The organism is Aurantiacibacter rhizosphaerae (genome assembly GCF_009807005.1).
GTDB classification, from domain to species: Bacteria; Pseudomonadota; Alphaproteobacteria; order Sphingomonadales; family Sphingomonadaceae; genus Alteraurantiacibacter; species Alteraurantiacibacter rhizosphaerae.
In genome coordinates this window covers 735,289-751,612 of sequence record NZ_WUBR01000001.1, presented here as the reverse complement: position 1 = coordinate 751,612, position 16,324 = coordinate 735,289, and the positions used below count along the sequence as shown (strand labels likewise).

The 16,324-nt window shown below is 56.2% G+C and carries 14 protein-coding genes; 4 read left to right on the top strand and 10 right to left on the bottom strand.

Going from position 1 to position 16,324, the window contains the following annotated elements:
• The first annotated feature begins 4 nt into the window (after positions 1-4).
• Together GRF63_RS03500 and GRF63_RS03495 are read left to right on the top strand one after the other, a co-directional pair.
• Positions 5-937, top strand: coding sequence for a hypothetical protein (locus tag GRF63_RS03500; RefSeq protein WP_160484585.1), 933 nt, complete (start codon positions 5-7; stop codon positions 935-937).
• A 7-nt stretch (positions 938-944) separates the two neighbouring features.
• Complete coding sequence (locus GRF63_RS03495) at positions 945-1,223, top strand: PqqD family protein (protein WP_160484584.1); 279 nt, start codon at positions 945-947, stop codon at positions 1,221-1,223.
• A 313-nt stretch (positions 1,224-1,536) separates the two neighbouring features.
• Here GRF63_RS03495 and GRF63_RS16785 read toward each other — a convergent pair whose 3' ends face one another.
• Positions 1,537-1,767, bottom strand: a complete 231-nt coding sequence (locus GRF63_RS16785) for a YkgJ family cysteine cluster protein (RefSeq protein ID WP_160484583.1) — start codon at positions 1,765-1,767, stop codon at positions 1,537-1,539.
• Positions 1,768-2,518: 751 nt separating this feature from the next.
• Between GRF63_RS16785 and GRF63_RS03485 the strand changes: the two genes are divergently transcribed.
• Positions 2,519-4,243 carry an ABC transporter ATP-binding protein gene (locus GRF63_RS03485; protein ID WP_160484582.1) on the top strand — a complete coding sequence of 575 codons (1,725 nt, stop codon included), beginning with the start codon at positions 2,519-2,521 and terminating at the stop codon, positions 4,241-4,243.
• Between the two features lie 7 nt (positions 4,244-4,250).
• Here GRF63_RS03485 and GRF63_RS03480 read toward each other — a convergent pair whose 3' ends face one another.
• Positions 4,251-4,775, bottom strand: a complete 525-nt coding sequence (locus GRF63_RS03480) for a transcription termination/antitermination NusG family protein (RefSeq protein ID WP_160484581.1) — start codon at positions 4,773-4,775, stop codon at positions 4,251-4,253.
• Positions 4,776-4,943: 168 nt separating this feature from the next.
• Here GRF63_RS03480 and GRF63_RS03475 point away from each other — a divergent pair, with 168 nt between their 5' ends.
• On the top strand, positions 4,944-6,164 hold the full coding sequence (locus tag GRF63_RS03475; RefSeq protein ID WP_160484580.1) for a glycosyltransferase family 4 protein: 1,221 nt from the start codon (positions 4,944-4,946) through the stop codon (positions 6,162-6,164).
• Between the two features lie 38 nt (positions 6,165-6,202).
• On the opposite strand, the gene GRF63_RS03470 is transcribed toward GRF63_RS03475, so the two are convergent.
• The 8 genes from GRF63_RS03470 to GRF63_RS03435 all read right to left on the bottom strand — a co-directional run bounded on the left by GRF63_RS03470 (position 6,203) and on the right by GRF63_RS03435 (position 15,504).
• Complete coding sequence (locus GRF63_RS03470; RefSeq protein ID WP_160484579.1) at positions 6,203-7,483, bottom strand: sugar transferase; 1,281 nt, start codon at positions 7,481-7,483, stop codon at positions 6,203-6,205.
• Positions 7,484-7,504: 21 nt separating this feature from the next.
• Positions 7,505-8,455, bottom strand: a complete 951-nt coding sequence (locus tag GRF63_RS03465) for a GDP-L-fucose synthase family protein (RefSeq protein WP_272914640.1) — start codon at positions 8,453-8,455, stop codon at positions 7,505-7,507.
• Positions 8,452-9,600: a GDP-mannose 4,6-dehydratase gene (gmd, locus tag GRF63_RS03460; protein ID WP_160484578.1), complete on the bottom strand. Its 1,149-nt coding sequence runs from the start codon at positions 9,598-9,600 to the stop codon at positions 8,452-8,454. The genes GRF63_RS03465 and gmd overlap by 4 nt, the downstream gene beginning before the upstream one ends.
• Before the next feature lie 165 nt (positions 9,601-9,765).
• Complete coding sequence (locus tag GRF63_RS16780; protein WP_160484577.1) at positions 9,766-10,200, bottom strand: lasso peptide biosynthesis B2 protein; 435 nt, start codon at positions 10,198-10,200, stop codon at positions 9,766-9,768.
• 27 nt (positions 10,201-10,227) lie between these two features.
• Entirely contained in the window at positions 10,228-11,580 is a 1,353-nt protein-coding gene (locus GRF63_RS03450) for an O-antigen ligase family protein (protein WP_160484576.1), read from the bottom strand.
• A complete protein-coding gene (locus GRF63_RS03445) occupies positions 11,577-12,731 on the bottom strand; it encodes a tetratricopeptide repeat protein (RefSeq protein WP_160484575.1) in 1,155 nt (384 codons plus the stop codon). The genes GRF63_RS03450 and GRF63_RS03445 overlap by 4 nt, the downstream gene beginning before the upstream one ends.
• A complete protein-coding gene (locus GRF63_RS03440; RefSeq protein WP_160484574.1) occupies positions 12,710-14,941 on the bottom strand; it encodes a GumC family protein in 2,232 nt (743 codons plus the stop codon). The genes GRF63_RS03445 and GRF63_RS03440 overlap by 22 nt, the downstream gene beginning before the upstream one ends.
• Positions 14,942-14,952: 11 nt before the next feature.
• Positions 14,953-15,504, bottom strand: coding sequence for a polysaccharide biosynthesis/export family protein (locus GRF63_RS03435; protein WP_160484573.1), 552 nt, complete (start codon positions 15,502-15,504; stop codon positions 14,953-14,955).
• Positions 15,505-16,324 lie beyond the last annotated feature (820 nt).

The following is a 16,324-nucleotide window of genomic DNA, read 5'->3' as shown; positions in this document are numbered from 1 at the left end:
ACAAATGGTGTTTGCTCGCTTTTCCAATTCAATATACTATCCGTCAGCCTTGCCGCTTTTCGAAAGCTTATTTCGAGGATGGCGAATTGCTCGTCGTCCTTCTGTGACGGCTGAAGCTAGCTTTTTGAGGAAGCTCTCTCATCGAGACGCGCTTGGCATAGAAGTTTACGCTTCAGAATGGGCACAAAGCTTCGTCGTGCGATTCCCTTCCAGCACTACATTTCATATCTCAATCTCCGAGAAGACCATCCAGATCGAGGCCAGTAGGGACGTCACGGTCGACCAGGTCGAGCGCCTGTTGACCGATCAAATCGCACCTCGGATCCTTGCCCAACTCGGCAAATTGGTCATCCATGCCAGCGCAGTTGAAATCGCTGGTAGTGCGGCTCTTCTGGTTGGAAGAAGTGGTCTTGGAAAGTCGACACTTGGGGCGAGTTTCCATCAAGATGGCGAGCGCTTGCTCGGCGATGATGCTATCATCATCTCGCTTCGTGATGGTCGATGGTATGCCGAGGCTGTCTACCCGAGCTTGCGGCTTAGGAATGACTCTTGCATCCAAGTTTTCGGTTCATCCAATGAGAAAGATTATCTTGAAAGTACCTGGAAGTGCAGGCTGGACGACAGATTAGGCGTAGCGACCAAGCCTGTTCCTCTCGCATCGATCTTCTTTCTCGAGGACAAGCCCAAACGTCTGCTCCCGAGAGTTCGGGCATTGAAACCTTCGCCGGCTTGCATGCGAATTCTTGAGCACAGCTTTTGGCTAGATCCAAACGATCGCGCGTTGGCTGCAGGACGGTTCTTGATAGCTGGGCAGGTTGCGGATCATATATCTTCATTCACGCTAGACTTTGCTCGGGACTATGCAATTTTACCTGAGGTGCGCGATGCAGTAACCGCCTCTATGCCGAATGCTATTATGGGCGTGGACGAGAGGTAGAGGGGAAATGACTGAATCTTTTACGGAGAGTTGGTCGATCGACCAACAGGCGGTGCAGAGCAAGGTCGGCGACGAAACAATAATTCTCCATCTTGAAAGTGGAACCTATTTTGGGCTCGATGCAATAGCCACCCGGATCTGGCAAGGCTTGAAGGAAGGGAATACGCCTGATTTAATTTGCGAAGAGCTAGCTACTGAGTTCAACATGAACCAAGCAGTAGTGGAGGCAGATGCCCGTTCATTTATCTCTGAGCTGATAAAGCACGGTTTGGTCAGCAAAGGCTAGTCTTATGGCGCAACCCACGCTCGCGTTACGATTGAGCGTTCATGGAATTTCCGTTAGCTCTGCCTTTAAGAACACGTTCGCTGATTCTGCGGAAATGACGATCAAGCAGGACCTCTAGCACGCCAACGGCAAGCAGAATCTCAGGACTGGTATTTGCATCTAATAGAGCTTGCGCGCGCTTCTCGTACGAAGCGCCACCCCTCCCAAGCAAAAACTCCAATCTATCCTTCGCCTGCTTTGCCTGTGCGATATTCTCCTTAGCTTGATCAAAGCTAACCTCGTTGACGTTAAGCGCTTCCAGAGAAGAGCACCCCTACGTTTGGCAAATGCTTGGTCTGTCTCGGTAAATGGAGCAGCTTCCAAGTCGGTACGCCGAACATGGCTGTATCCAACTTACCCTCGGGCCCTCTTCATCAACTTGCGTAATCCGATCAGCTAAAAGATCAATTGCGTCGCCTTTCTCACTTTGGAAGGTTTGGTAAAGCGTGCCGTCGCAACACAGCCCGCAGTCGATGCACAATTCGCTCGCGCGATCATCTGCCATGGTGAATGGGAAACGCCCGTGCGATGCCGATATTCGAGACGTTCGAAAGACTAGCGCCTACTGGTTGAGAAAGGTAGACGCAAATCTTTGACGCTCGAACAACCTCTGCAAACGCGCGCATCGAAGAAGGACTTGGGCCACCGGGATGGATCAAAGCAACATCGTCACGGTTTGTGACAAGCGGGTATTCGGGGCTCGGTCCCGAAAGCCTTACGTGATAGCGCCCCTTGTCACACGCGATCGAGTAGCGCAGCGATAGCGAAACAGTCCGGCAGATGCCCCGGTGCTTGCCACTTGCAAGAAACTGCATACCTCCTGCCTCGCATCCACCCCGATGACGGCCGGCAGGCACTCTGCCCCCTCCCCACTTGCAATCGATGCGCATCGACGGCTAGTCTTCTGCTAGTACGTTTACGCGACACGGCGCGCTGTCACTGAGATTAGCTGCCGGGCGTTTGATCGGCAGCCGTCTTTTGATCCACAGCCTTCTAGAGCTAGCACATTGCTGTGCCAGAATCTTGCAGGGTGCCATGACGACTCGGTCGAAGATTGCCAGTGCATGCAGGCTCTGCTTTGCTCCAGACCATCGCCTGAGGCATTTCATACACTAGCGAGGCAAGGACTTGAACAGCTTTCGGCAACCCCACTCGACATGCGAAGCGCTTCGTCGCGAGACGAGACGCGCCGGTGCAGCCAGATCGTGTCACCACCAAAGCGCGCAGCGCTTATCCGAAGCGATGGGCATCTCCTGATGGGCCTCAGATCGCTGCTCCTGCATGCGTGGGCATATCGCAAGGACCTTGCGCTCATTATCGCTCTTTCGATGCTGGGCTCTGCAGCGAGCCTCAGCATTCCATGGCTCGCCGCGCGATTGCTTGGCGGCGTCATCGAGATCAGAAGCGACCAGCTTGCGCTCATGGTTGTCCTGCTCATCGTCGCCCTCATTATTTTTACCGGGCTGCGGATTACCAGCGCGCTGGTGTCAGGTGTCGTCGGGTCGAAGATCGAGGCCGATTTCCGGGAAGACATCTACGCCCATGTCCAGCGCCTCCCGCTTGGGTTCTTCGATCACAATCGACAAGGCGACCTCCTCGCCTTGCTTACTTGGGAAGTCTCGCGGCTGAGCGCATTTCTGTCGAGTACGCTCACCTCAGTCCCCGCAGCGCTGATGACGGGAGCCGGGGCACTTGTCATCCTGTTTGTGCTCGACCCACTGCTCGCATTTCTCCTCCCAGTCTTGCTTCCGCTCTACTATGTGACACTCAAAGTCGTCGGACGACGACTGCGAACGCTTGCAACACAGGTCCAGCAGGCCGAGGCCAATGTCTTTGCCATAGCCGAGGAAGACCTCGAGATGCTGCCGGCAATCAAAGCGTTTGCGCGCGAGAAAGTGCGGCTCGCGACGTACCGCAAGGTGGTCAACAAGGCACGCCGGCTCAAGATCCACGAGCAGAAGATCTACGCTGTCATGGGGCCGACGCTGACCCTCATTACGTCGCTGGCAGCGGTCGTGCTGCTGTTGTTCGCGTACCAGGGTGTCGTCAGCGATCGCATGAGCATGACCGAGCTTTTCAGCTTCCTGTTCTATGCAACACTGCTGACGGGACCCGTCGGTTCGCTAGCCGACCTCTACGGCCAGCTCAACAGCGCGCGCGGAACGCTCGAGAGACTGCACCATGTTCTTCGCGAAGCGCCCGAGCCCGGTTATGCCAATGCGAGGAACAATCGGCGGTTCAGAGGCTGGATCACTTTCAGCAATGTCTGGTTCTCGTACCGCGACCGGGACGACACCTTGCGCGATCTCAACCTCGAGATCAGTGCAGGCGAAATCGTGGCGCTTGTCGGCGACAATGGCGCCGGAAAAAGCACGATCGTCAAGTTGCTGCTAGGCTTTTATCTTCCACGTGAAGGGGAGATCAGGCTCGACGGGACCGATGTTCGGGACGTGAGCCTGAGGCAGCTGCGACGCTCGATCGGTTATGTCCCGCAGCGTCCGCTTCTCCACAATGGTACGGTTAAGGACAACCTCGTTCTTGGTCTCAAGGATATTTCCGAGCAGGACGTCGAGCGCGCTTGCAGACTTGCCCAGGCGCATGACTTCATAACGCGGCTGCCCAAGGGTTATGCAACACGAATCGGCGACCATGGCGTGCGCCTCTCGGGCGGTCAGCGTCAACGTATCGCATTGGCGCGTGCCCTGCTGTCGGATCCGCCGATTCTCGTGCTCGATGAAGCAACTTCCATGTACGATCTCGAGGGAGAAGCGGCGTTTGTCGAAGCTTGTCAGAACGCGCTGCTGGGCCGAACGGTAATCCTGATAACCCACAGACCCGCAAGCCTGGCATTAGCCGATCGCATCCTCACGATCAGCGATGGCGAAATAGTTGGCGAAGAGATGCGGAATTCTTACAATAGCGAGAGCGCGGCACCCAGCCTTGCGACTTCAATGGACCGATCAAAGGGAAGAAAGTTTTAAGGCGCAATCAGGCCTGCATTACCTGACGGCGCGGCAAGGTGACGCGCCGCCGGCCTGACAGAATGTCCAGCAAGACGACCACCCGTTCGCCGGGTTTTTTCGCCAGGAGCGTGCCGGTAATGTCGTCGAAGACCCCGCCCATGATGCGCACGGGGACACCCTGCGTGAGCTGGCACTCGAGGGGGCCGCCGGGGTCGCTGCCGGCCGAAGCAAGCGTTTCGACAAATCCCCTCGGTAGGGCAGTCGGGTGTTCGCCAAAGCTAACGAGGCGCATGACCCCAACCGTACCGTTAATCGAACGCCACCTATCCCTGTCAGGGTTGAATGAAACGAACAGGTACCCGGGAAAGAGAGCGCTTGTCGCCATCACATGCTTAGTGCCGATCCTGCGTGGGCGCTTCACGGCGGGTAGGAATGCCCGAAAACCCTGCCGGTCGAGGTGCTCGAAAGCCAGTCGTTCACGACCAGGTTGCGCTTGCACGGCGTACCACGAAGATCCTTTCGCGCATCCAGTCATCACAATATCCGCCATGGGTATGCAGTTAATTGACCTGCGAAGCCATGACCACCCCAAAATGCCTGTACGGGCTAGGGGTCAAAAAATTTATAATAGAAAGTTGTGCACTGCGACATAATTTGCTTGCACGCGATGTCGTCTCGGTGTCAGGCAGCGTGCAGGTTGAGGGCATGATTTTTTCGAATGAAGCTGTTATTCGTAAACCGGTTTTTCCATCCCGACCAATCGGCGACGTCAGTCATGCTCAGCGACCTCCTGAGCGAACTGAATACAACGAGGCGCGAATGTGTCGTGATCACGGGTTCGGGCGTGCATACAGAAGGCGGCGATCTCGAGCAGCGCAATTTCGAAAACGTATCGATCATCCGCGTTCCGAGCCTAAAGAACGGTAATCCATCGATGGCGGGAAGGCTCCTGAACTTCCTACTCTTCTACCTTGGCATCATCGTGGTCGGTCTGTGGCGTTTCGAGCGTGGCGACTGCGTTGTCTGCCTGACCGACCCACCTCTCATCAGCGTACCTGTTTCAATTGTTGCGCGCTTAAAAGGGGCGAAGGTCGTCAATTGGCTACAGGACATCTACCCCGAGACCGCGACCATCCTGGGCTTCGGGTCAGATGACAAGCTCGCCATCAGGCTGATGCGAAAGCTTCGGGATCGATCCTTGAAAGACGCCAGCGTAAATGTCTGTATCGGCGCTGCGATGAAGCAACGTGTCAGGAGCTTAGGGGTCAGCGAACACCAGATCCGCGTGATCCCCAACTGGACCGACGAAGACGGGCTCGCCCCGATGCCGATTTCCGCCAATCCATTACGTAAGGAATGGGACCTCTCTGAAGAGAGCCTGATCGTTGGGTATTCCGGGAACCTTGGCCGGGCACACGATGTCGATACCATGGTCGATGCGGGTCGGCGGCTGATAGCCACCGGACATACCAACCTGGAGTTCTTGTTTGTCGGTGGCGGCGCAAAGCTTGCATTACTTCCAAGCGTCGCGGAAGAACCCGAGATTGCGCCTCATTTCAAAATCAGAGGATATCGCCCTAGGAGCGAGCTGCGACTAAGCCTAGCGGTGGCCGATATCCACTGGCTGTCTCTCGAGCCAGAGCTCGAGGGCCTCATCGTGCCGAGCAAGTTCTACGGCGCGATTGCCGCAGGCCGGCCAATGATCTTCATTGGCGAAACGAAAGGCGAAGTCGCGGGGCTCATCAGGGAAGCCGATTGCGGCGAGAGCTTCTGTAAAGGAGACGTCCAAGGAGTAGCAGACTATCTCGCACGCCTGGCATCTGACTGCGAATTGCGTGATGCGCTGGGTCGGAATGCCCGAGCCTTTTGCGAGCAGGAATTGCGCCGGAGTGGCCGGATTTCAGCGTGGGACGAACTGCTCACCGAAATGGTAGCGTAATTCCGCGAGCAAAGGGACAGCTGCGACTTCAAGTCTCGCTACCGAGCTCCAAATCCGGTGATCATCACCTTGATCGTGCGAAAAACAATCACGACATCCAGCCAGAACGAAATGTTCTTCACGTAATAAAAATCGTACCGAAGCTTGTCGTGGATGTCGTCTACTGAAGTCACATGCCCCTGGTGGACCTGTGCCCAGCCGGTGATGCCTGGACGCACCAGGTGTCGGTAGCGGTAATTCGATATCTTGCTGGCATAGAGGCTCGACAGGCTTACCGCTTCTGGCCGCGGACCTATCCAGCTCATTTCACCGCGAAGAATATTGAATAGCTGCGGAAGCTCGTCAAGACGGGTGCGCCGCAGGTGCTTGCCAAGCCTGGTGATACGCTGGTCGTCAGCGGCTGTCATGCTCGCTGCCGCATTCTCGCCGTCCTCCCTGACCGTCATTGTGCGGAACTTGATTATCTCGAAAATACGTCCCTGATAGCCCATCCGCCTCTGGCTGAAGAGCGCAGGGCCCGGGGAGTCCAGTCGGATGGCTACGGCGATGAAAAACATAACCAGAGCTAGAAGCGGGAACATGACTATAGTGGCACACAGATCGACGAGCCGCTTGATCTTCTTGTAGGCAAGGGTGGGCAGCAGCGCTCCGAAGCTGTTCTCGGAGAGATGATCGAGCTGGACTTGTCCTGTCATCGCTTCGCGCAGCTGCGTGACATGGTAAACAGGATGGCCCTCGAGCGCGGCTTCCGTCAAGAGGCGCTCCCATTCTTCGCCGAGGGGAGCATGAAGATCCGCGACGAGGATGGCATTTCGCTCCCTTGGCAGTCTCGGATGTTCGAGCACGATGGTCTCTAGACCTGCGCTAAACTCCATGTTGAGTGCGCGTCCGCGCGGCACCACGAAGCAGACTGCCCGCTTTCCCCGTGACATAAGGAGCACTAGTAGGAACAACGACAAGACTCCGCACACAAAGCAGAGAACCATAAGGGTAGTTGTATAGGGGGTTCGCAACAGGAGCGGAAAGCAGGTGAACGCTGCGAAAGATGTCCCGTAAACCGGAAGTATCCACTTCGCGAGTACCAATCCGAAATAGCTTCCGACTCGGCGGAGTGCAAGAAGGGTGGACAGTGCGGCCAAGAAGCTGATGGTGAGCGTGTTGTAGGTCGCGGTGGCTTCCAAGGCCACAGGCCCGCGAACAACGACAAAGATGGCTAGCGGAACGAGGATCGACGCCACCAGCGTCGTCGCAAATTGCACGCGCAAGGAGTGAAACAAGCTCCGGTGTACATGACGTCCATCAAGTCGAATTTGGTACATGGCCCCTGCCCCTTTCCGACATCATTTTCGGTCAGTATGCGTGGGCGCACCGTTGGCGAGGAAAGCCTCGTAAGTACTAGCAATACCCTGCGCCAAGGTGATTTTTGGAGTCCAGCCGAGCCCGGCGAGATAAGAGCTGTCTAACAATTTGCGCGGTGTGCCGTCGGGTTTGGTTCCATCAAAAACCAATTCCCCGGCGGAGCCGACGATGTCCGCCACAAGTTTCGCCAATTCGCGGATGCTCACCTCTTGGCCGGAACCGACATTCACGGGCACCTCGCCGCTGTAGGTTTTGAGCAGATGGACGCAAGCGTCGGCAAAATCATCGACGTGGAGGAATTCGCGGAGTGGCGATCCTGTTCCCCAGACGGTAAAGTCACCCTGCCCTATCCTTGCCTCGTGCGCCTTGCGAATGAGGGCGGGTAAGACATGGCTGGTCGCCAGGTCGAAATTGTCACCGGGGCCATAAAGGTTGGTCGGCATCGCGCTTATAAAATCGCAGCCATACTGACGACGGTAGGCTTGGCATAGCTTGATCCCGGCAATTTTGGCAATAGCGTACCACTCGTTCGTGGATTCGAGGGGGCCGGTAAGAAGCGCATCTTCCGCCATCGGCTGCGGCGCGTCGCGAGGATAGATGCAGGAAGAACCGAGGAAAAGCAGTTTCTCTGCCGCATTCTCGCGCGCCGCGTCGATGACGTTCATCTCAATCGCGAGATTGTCGTAGAGAAATTCAGCAGGGGCGTTGTCATTCGCCCAAATCCCGCCGACCTTTGCCGCAGCCAAGATCACGACGTCAGGAGCGTTCTCCTTGAACCACTGCCGCACGAGCGCCTGTTCGCGGAGGTCAGTTTCTCGAGGCGCCGTCAGTACGTGGCAGCCCTCACCTTCAAGCCGGCGAACAAGCGCCGAACCGACCATACCGCGGTGGCCCGCGACATAGACTTTTCGACCGACCAGAGCGAAGGTCATTTGCGACCTGCCAGCCGGTTCTCGCTGCGCAGGAGCACGCCGATATTGCCGTTGCTTGCCGCAGATCCATCGTCGATCTCATCGATCGCATGGCGCGCGAATGGCGTTTGCTGCATGAGACGCAGATCGGCGGCGACCATCTCCTGTGCAAGTTCACGCACCGATGTTTCGTATTGCCAGCCAAGTTTCTCTCGAGCCTTGGTCGGGTCGCCTAGAAGAAGTTCGACTTCTGTCGGACGGAAATATGCCGCATCGACCTCTAGGAGAGTCTCTCCGGTCGCCTTATCGACGGCGATTTCGTCGATACCCTTACCCCTGAACTCAAGATCGATCCCGACTTCGGCAAAAGCCCAAGTAACGAAGTCACGGACCCTAGTGGTCTTGCCAGTCGCGAGAACATAGTCGTCAGGCTGATCCTGCTGGACCATCATCCACATCCCGCGGACATATTCACGCGCGTGCCCCCAGTCTCTCTGCGCATCGAGATTTCCAAGGAACAGCTTTTCCTGCAGGCCCAAGGAAATCGCTGCGGCCGCGCGAGTAATCTTTCGGGTTACAAAGGTTTCCCCGCGTAGCGGGCTCTCGTGGTTGAAAAGAATACCGTTCGAGGCGTGCATCCCATAGGCTTCCCGGTAATTGACCGTTATCCAGTAGGCATAGAGCTTGGCCGCGGCGTAAGGCGAACGCGGATAGAAAGGGGTAGTTTCCTTCTGCGGAACTTCCTGGACGAGACCATATAGTTCCGAGGTCGATGCCTGATAATAGCGCGTGGTCTTCTCCAAGCCAAGAATACGCATGGCTTCGAGCAGCCGTAGTGTACCGATACCATCGGCGTTGGCGGTGTACTCAGGCGTCTCGAAGCTGACCGCGACGTGGCTTTGCGCCGCTAGGTTATAGACTTCATCTGGCCGTATCTCGCTCAACAGGCGCACCAAATTGGTCGAATCAGTGAGATCGCCGTAATGTAGGTACATGTGCTGGTCGGGCGTGTGTGGATCCTCGTAGATGCTATCGATCCGCCCGGTGTTGAAGGACGAGGAGCGCCGTTTAACGCCGTGAACCTCATAACCCTTTTCGAGCAGGAACTCGGCGAGGTATGCGCCGTCCTGCCCTGTGACACCAGTAATGAGAGCTTTCTTTGTCATTGTTGTTCCTTAAGCCACGCTCCCGGCGCGAACTGCAGGGACCAAGCGAGTATTCAGACCGATGCCGACACCCATGGTCTGACATTGTCATTGCTGCAAGTGCGAAGACTAGCAACGTGCGCGCTGGCTGCAAAGCCTGCTTAGGTTCTTGTCCAGCAAATATCGTCAGGACATCCGCGATGGGTAGATGTCGGAAAGCACAGCATCTGTCGCACCAAGTATGCAAGTACCCTCGTACAGCAAAATTGCATGAGCCATGAACTCGCGTGTTTCTGCATAGCCTACCTGTATCGATATTTCCGTAGGAATGCCCAAAGCGGAGCACCATCGCTGTGCTGCAAGAGCCTGAACAAGGCAGTCCGAGCGCCACGGGACAACGCGCGCAGAAAGCCTGATTGCACAGGTCAGCTCAGCGGCAATTTCGCCTTGATCCCCTTCGGTGGCAGGCCGACCGTTCGCAGAGATCGTGTTAAGGCGCCCAATCTCGGCAGGCGTCACCCGATACAGTCGAAAGCGTGCCAGAGCCAGTTCCTGGCTTCCCCGCAAAAGCTTACCCAATCCGGTAGATCGCAACCTGTGGATGGTGCGGAATAACTTCATGGTAACAAGCTTTCACGCAATGATCGATCAATGCCTAGCATCCGGTCTCGCTTCTTGGGCTCCACGCGGGTCTCGAGGAGCGCCCCGACCGGCGCGGGCCAGCATCAAGCAACAAAGCGCGAAAGTGGTACTCAGGGCAGTAGTCCTTAGAGGGTAGTCCCAAATCGAATGCGCGAGAATGGTGCCACTTGCGATAGCAGAAGCATATAAGAAGGGCACTTCCGTGCCCACAGTCATGACGACGCGAATGCGCGATGCCCACCAGACAAGAAACGCCACGATTGCGACGACGCCGAGAAGACCGAATTCGAGTAAAATTTCAAGGTAGTCGCTATGAGCATGATTGACATAGACATTCGCGACGGCGTCCAGATCCTCATAATTGTCGTAGACATCGCGGAAAGTGCCAAGGCCGCTACCAACAGGAAAAAAGTCGCTGGCAGCTTCGATAGTCGTCGAGAATATCTGCTGGCGACCGCGTTCCGCACCCGCACTCTCCTCGCTGAAGACATTGGCCCCTTCATCAGTCAAGGCAACGAGGCCAAGTCCAAAAAGCAAGAGCGGAAGGGCTCCAATCACGACAAGCTTCTTTCGGTAGGGAATTAAGATTCCACAAGAGAGAGCCAAAACAGGGATCGCGAGCGCATAACCGGTCAGCGAGCCAACAAGGACGACCCCCAAGAAAATGAAACCACCGGCGACAGCCCCGAGCAACATAAGCTCACGCCGCTGCCGGGGCCTTTCGAGGATTGAATGCCGGATAACGGCAGCAAGGAATGGCAAGGCGACGAGCAAGAACGTTGCCATGTGATTGGCGTTGGAAAAGAAACCGACCATGAGGCCGCGATTGGTGAAACGATAGAAATAGGCTGCCGATTCGGGTCCGGACAGGAACTGGACCAGTCCAAGACCGATGGCGAAGAATGCGGTAGCTACGATCACAATGGCCAGCGCCCAGATCTCGACTTCTCGCCTGACATAGAGAACGGCGGCCATGCTGATGGCAGGCAAAAACCAGGCGAGTGATGCAAGGCTGTCGTGGATACTGAGCGTCACGAATGTCCACTCGGGAATGACGCTGATGAGACCAAGCTCAGCGGCGATTTCCCCGCGTCCGGGAAGCAATTTCCAGAGCGACAACGGCAAGGGCAGAAACTGAAGCGCCACCACGAAAATCACGCCAAGTACCAGCCACGGAAAGGCCCAGTCGGTATGCGGTCCACCAGACGCTGGCGAAATAGCAAGAACCGTGCACGCCATCGCAACGGCTACGACCTGTAGAATGGCATTCTCAAAGAAGCCGCCATTACTCGCGCCACCAAATATCAGGCAAAGAAGCAGAAACATCGGCAGGTAAGTGCGCTTCCAGGCGTCAATCATTTTTCGTCGCGCTCCAAGCTGACCTGCGTTATCCGAAACATCGACTTCCTCGGCGGATCGGATGGCCGCGCACGCAACTCTAGGGTCACGGCCGGGCAATCGTTGGGAACATTTAAATGGGTACGGTTCTCGCGCGATTCGAGATCAACGGTCGCTATATCTCCTTCCTTATTGCAGCTGACATCAAAACTAAGTCCGCGGCCGTGATTTTCAGCAAGCACGCTCAGGGTGTATTCGCCAGGACCGAGTATCGCGGTTTGCTGCGCTAGAAGCGCGGCCCGCCTGCCATAATGCTCGCCCTCCAATCCATTATTGCCGATCCGGGCATAGCCATCGCTCCCGCCACGGACTTCCCAGCCGAACGGCGGAGCAAAAGAGCCATTCAGATGCTCATCGAGAAGGACCGATCCGTCTGCGTAAGCTTCCGGATTAAAATGCATCCAGACACGTAGCGCACCCCGGGGATCACCTGCCCGGAGCAGCGGGCCTGAAAGGGAGGCAACGAAGGATTCGCGCGCGTCGCGTGGAACGACGTCACGAAAAGCATCGAGAGTTTCGAGCAGCATGGAAGCGCTGGCGCCTGAGCGAGCCAATCCCTGGAGGATATCGCGCTTATGGAGATCCTCGCTGACGGCAGCTAAGGTCGACTGACGCGTTCCCGGGAAGCTCGCAAGATACACAAGCGTGTCACGCAGGACCGGGCGCTGCTCGGGCATCAAGCGATAGAGAGCTTCGATCTGCGTCACGGCTTCATGTGCATTGCCGCGCTGAGCCAAGAGGGTCAAAAAAATAAGGCGTCCCTCCCTCGAGCGAGGATTGCGCCGAATACTTTCTCTGAGCATGGCCTCTGCCTCTGCTATCCTGCCGGACGCTGCGAGCTGGGCCGCCGTAAAAACGAAAGGCTCTTCTTCCAGCGGCGCTCGCGCAAGCGCTCTGCGTAATGAAGGGAAGTCGATGCTGTCCAGTTTACCGCGGCTCTCGCGAAAAGAGAGCGTCGCACGGCCCATTATTCGATCCGGGTGTTCGGCTAGCCCTTCGACGGCGATCGCCTCAGGTAGGCGCCTACCCAAATTCCAGAACGCGGAAATAACGCTGACATAGGCAAGCGCAAGCGCGACGACGAAAAAGACTACAAATCGGCCTTGTGCCATTTTCCGCCGCCTTCGTGATTGTCAGCCAGCGTATCGATCAAAGCACGCCGCGGATCATTTTCGCTGACAGCTTGGCGATAATATCGATAGCTGTAGCTGTAGTCTTCCGCGGAAGGCGGGGCCTTGGTCAACACCGCACCGAGCAAGCGGACTCCAGACATCTGCAGCTGGTTTATGCCTGTCAATGCTGAACGCGTCCGAGTCTTGCCACTCTCGATTGTAAAGACGGCGCCCTGACAGACCGAACCCAGCAGCGACGAATCGGCAAAGCCGAGGGTAGGTGGAGCGTCGAGGACGATGACATCAAAATGGTTCTGCAATTCCTCGAGGATTTGCCGAAGCCTGGCAGGCCGGATAATATTGGCCGCATTCGGTGGGATGGGTCCGCTCGGCATGAGAAACAAGCCTTTCTGCGAGGTACTCAAGACATGGTCTTTTGCGGGCCCGCTTGATGTCAGAAGCGTTGCGAGACCGATGTCCGAATGCTGATCCACTGAAAATGTAGGCTTGCGCATGTCCGCATCGATGAGAAGGACACGCTTCCCGATAGTCGCCAGCTGCACCGCAAGACTATAGCTCGTCGTCGACTTTCCTTCTTCTGGGTTTGCGCTCGTCACAAGGAGCGTCTTAGGAAAACCACCCGAGGTCGAGAGCTGTAGCGTCGTTTGCAGGTTGGCATAGGACTCGTAGATATCCGAATACGGGTCCATTAGTTCATCGCTGAGTTCGACCTGCTTTTCTTTCTTCGGTATCGCTCCTAGCGCCGCCAGACCAAGCTTTTGTTTCACATCTTCCTTGGTCTTGATGGTGTTGGTAAAGCGATCATAAAGGATAGCAAGTCCAGCACCAATCGCTAAGCCTAGGATCAGACCAAGGATGCCGTTCCAGACCGTATTTGGAGAAAATGGCGCATCGGGCACTTGGCCGCTGTCGACGACGGCGGCTTGCGCCGAACCGATTCCGGCGGCAACACTGACCTCGTTGTAGCGAGAGAGAAGAGCGTCATAGAGCGTGCGGTTGGTGTCCAGTTCACGCTGAAGAATATTGTATTGGATTGAATCCTCTCGTTCGCCGAGTGCTTCGGAGCTCAATTGGGCAACACGCGTTTGCAACGAGTTCTCCTCGGCTTGGGCAGCCTGATACTCAGCGCGCAGCGCTGCCACCGAACGAGAGGTTTCAGATGAGATCTGGCGCTCCAGTTCGTCGATCCTGGTTCGCAACCTGACCAAATCTGGAAAACTGTCCTGTAAGTAAGTTGATTTCTCCCGGTATTCTGCCTGAAGACTGGCGAGTTCTTGGCGCAGTTGCGCAGTGCTGTTGTTCACTTCACCGATTGAAGATGCTTGGCGGAAGCGTTGCTCCGCGGTGATACGCTTCTGCTGTGCGGCAGCAAGAGCAGCATTAAGCGAAGACAGAGAATCGCCAGTCAAACTTCCAGTACTTCCCTCGCTATCCGGCCCCTCACCGCCAAGCATGACGATGCCGTTGGCCTTCGCGTAGTCGACCAGTTCGCGCTCGGCGATATTGACTTCGTCGCGCACCGCCGCGATGCGCTCTTCAAGAAAGTCGCGCGCTGCTATCGTCGCTTCGTATTTCCGATCCAGAGTCAGTTGAATGTAGGAGTCGGTGAACCCGTTGACGAGCCGCGCAGCTTCCCTAGGGTCGGGCGAGATGTATGACAGTTCGATCAGGCGGCTATTCGCAGTCGGCTGAACAGCCAGACCTTTTCCGATAGAGGTAGCTGCCGCCTCGACCCCGGTCTGGACACCCTGAGCATTGGCGCTCGGGGCAGACACGAGATCGAGATCTTGCACAACGCGTTCGGCCAAGGCTCTACTGCGCAGGATTCCAATCTGTGTTTCGCGGAATTCGTAATCGGTGGAAGGAACGACCATTTCTTCCGCAGATCCTGCTCCGTTCGTCAAGATGGGAACTGTCGGCGGATTAAGCTCTATTGTAGCCGTCGAGCGGTAAAGAGGCGTCTGGCTTAGCGAGTAACCTATCGCTACCAAGAGTCCTGCAAAGCCGGCAGCGATCAGCCAAAGCCGCCGCTCCCACAGAATCGAGATAATTTCAGCCAGCGAAATCGCCGGCATCTCGTCATCGAACCTATCTGCAGAATCGTATTGCGCATCGCCTACCTCGTAGAGGTGGTGTGATGCACTGACACGTCCAGGGGCGCCATCATCGTATACCTGCGGCTGATTCAAAATTGCTTCCTCTAGATTGGGCGAAAAAGACTCAGGATTGGTACCGATTGAATGATCGTCTTCCAGTTTTCGCGAGTCCGAGATCCGTCGACGACGATGATGTCGCCACGATAGATAGCTGGATCAGCCTCTTCACCGCGCCGAATCGACGTCAAATCGAAGCCTGCGGCCATACGCTGGCCGTCGATTTGGCGAAAAACGACGACGGTCCTAGCGTTAGCATTCTCGTCGAGGCCGCCACCCATGGCCACAGCCTGAAGGAGGGATACGTTGCCGAAGGTCGGGTAGACGCCTGGTTTCGCAATCGAGCCCTCAAGAGTGATCGAGCTACCTGTCGCTTCGAGGATACCCACGGTAACGTCTGGATCACGAAGATACGTTTGCGAGAGTACGGTTGACAAGTGTTCACGCAGTTCATCGGTGGTCATATCGACAACCGAAATGTTACCAACGAGCGGCATCGCGATATTGCCAGTCAAATCGACTTGGTAATTCCCTGACAGCTGCTCGACCTGAAATACATTAATAGTGAGCTTGTCGAGCGGTGCGACACGATAATCCATCGCTATGCGATTGGTCGATGGCGCATCGGGCGCTCCGAAATCGGACCGATTGTATTCTACATAATCACTGCGTTTGCTAGCGCACCCCGAAAGAGTAAGCGCAACGACAACGATGGTTGACGCAACGACAGATTTTCGGAACTCGATCCGACCATACCATCTCATCGTGAATACTCCGTTTTTCGCGGCGTAAGCCTTTGCCTAGTTACCCCCCTACCGCAACCCAAAAATGGCGCGAAGGAATTAGGCAAAAACCCTAAATTACAAGGCACCATCTGACGTGCAGAAGCAGAGAGGCCGGCCAACTGCGCTGACCGACCTCTCCGATACTATCAATGCAAGATCGAAATTTTGCGCCAGATCCTGGCGTACGGAATAATCAACTCTGCAGACAGCCGAAGACTAGCGACTAAGGGCTGACCCCCTCGTCGTCTTCAATAAGGATGACCACACCCGCAGCAGCACCCGCGAATAGACCAACCGGGACTACAGCGTTAAGTGACGCCGCATTACCAGCACCAGCGCTCGCACCCGAACCCGGACCCCGGACCTGCATCGGCCGAGCACCGGGGCAGCGCTGCGAATTAACGACACCCGATACTCGGGCCTCAACGCTCCTCGACTGCCCTTCGGGGCCAGTGTAAACAAAGCAATTGCAAGCCCCATCCTCGAAAACCTGCCGCGTCACATCAAAAACCCCGCCGGGCTGATCACGCTGAAGAGTCACCGTACAAACCGGTCCCTGCGGATTAGCTTCCTGCTGGGCTTGCGCGGCCGTGAGACCAACAAAGCCAGTCACGGTAACACCGACTGCTGCGAG

Excerpts from the sequence above, each read along its gene's own strand:
- GRF63_RS03435 (WP_160484573.1), bottom strand. The coding sequence starts at position 15,504 with ATGGATTATCGTGTCGCACCGCTCGACAAGCTCACTATTAATGTATTT.
- gmd (WP_160484578.1), bottom strand. The coding sequence starts at position 9,600 with ATGACAAAGAAAGCTCTCATTACTGGTGTCACAGGGCAGGACGGCGCA.
- GRF63_RS16785 (WP_160484583.1), bottom strand. The coding sequence starts at position 1,767 with ATGGCAGATGATCGCGCGAGCGAATTGTGCATCGACTGCGGGCTGTGT.
- GRF63_RS03445 (WP_160484575.1), bottom strand. The coding sequence starts at position 12,731 with ATGGCACAAGGCCGATTTGTAGTCTTTTTCGTCGTCGCGCTTGCGCTT.
- GRF63_RS03500 (WP_160484585.1), top strand. The coding sequence starts at position 5 with ATGGTGTTTGCTCGCTTTTCCAATTCAATATACTATCCGTCAGCCTTG.
- GRF63_RS03475 (WP_160484580.1), top strand. The coding sequence starts at position 4,944 with ATGAAGCTGTTATTCGTAAACCGGTTTTTCCATCCCGACCAATCGGCG.
- GRF63_RS03480 (WP_160484581.1), bottom strand. The coding sequence starts at position 4,775 with ATGGCGGATATTGTGATGACTGGATGCGCGAAAGGATCTTCGTGGTAC.
- GRF63_RS03465 (WP_272914640.1), bottom strand. The coding sequence starts at position 8,455 with ATGACCTTCGCTCTGGTCGGTCGAAAAGTCTATGTCGCGGGCCACCGC.
- GRF63_RS03485 (WP_160484582.1), top strand. The coding sequence starts at position 2,519 with ATGGGCCTCAGATCGCTGCTCCTGCATGCGTGGGCATATCGCAAGGAC.
- GRF63_RS16780 (WP_160484577.1), bottom strand. The coding sequence starts at position 10,200 with ATGAAGTTATTCCGCACCATCCACAGGTTGCGATCTACCGGATTGGGT.
- GRF63_RS03495 (WP_160484584.1), top strand. The coding sequence starts at position 945 with ATGACTGAATCTTTTACGGAGAGTTGGTCGATCGACCAACAGGCGGTG.
- GRF63_RS03470 (WP_160484579.1), bottom strand. The coding sequence starts at position 7,483 with ATGTACCAAATTCGACTTGATGGACGTCATGTACACCGGAGCTTGTTT.
- GRF63_RS03450 (WP_160484576.1), bottom strand. The coding sequence starts at position 11,580 with ATGATTGACGCCTGGAAGCGCACTTACCTGCCGATGTTTCTGCTTCTT.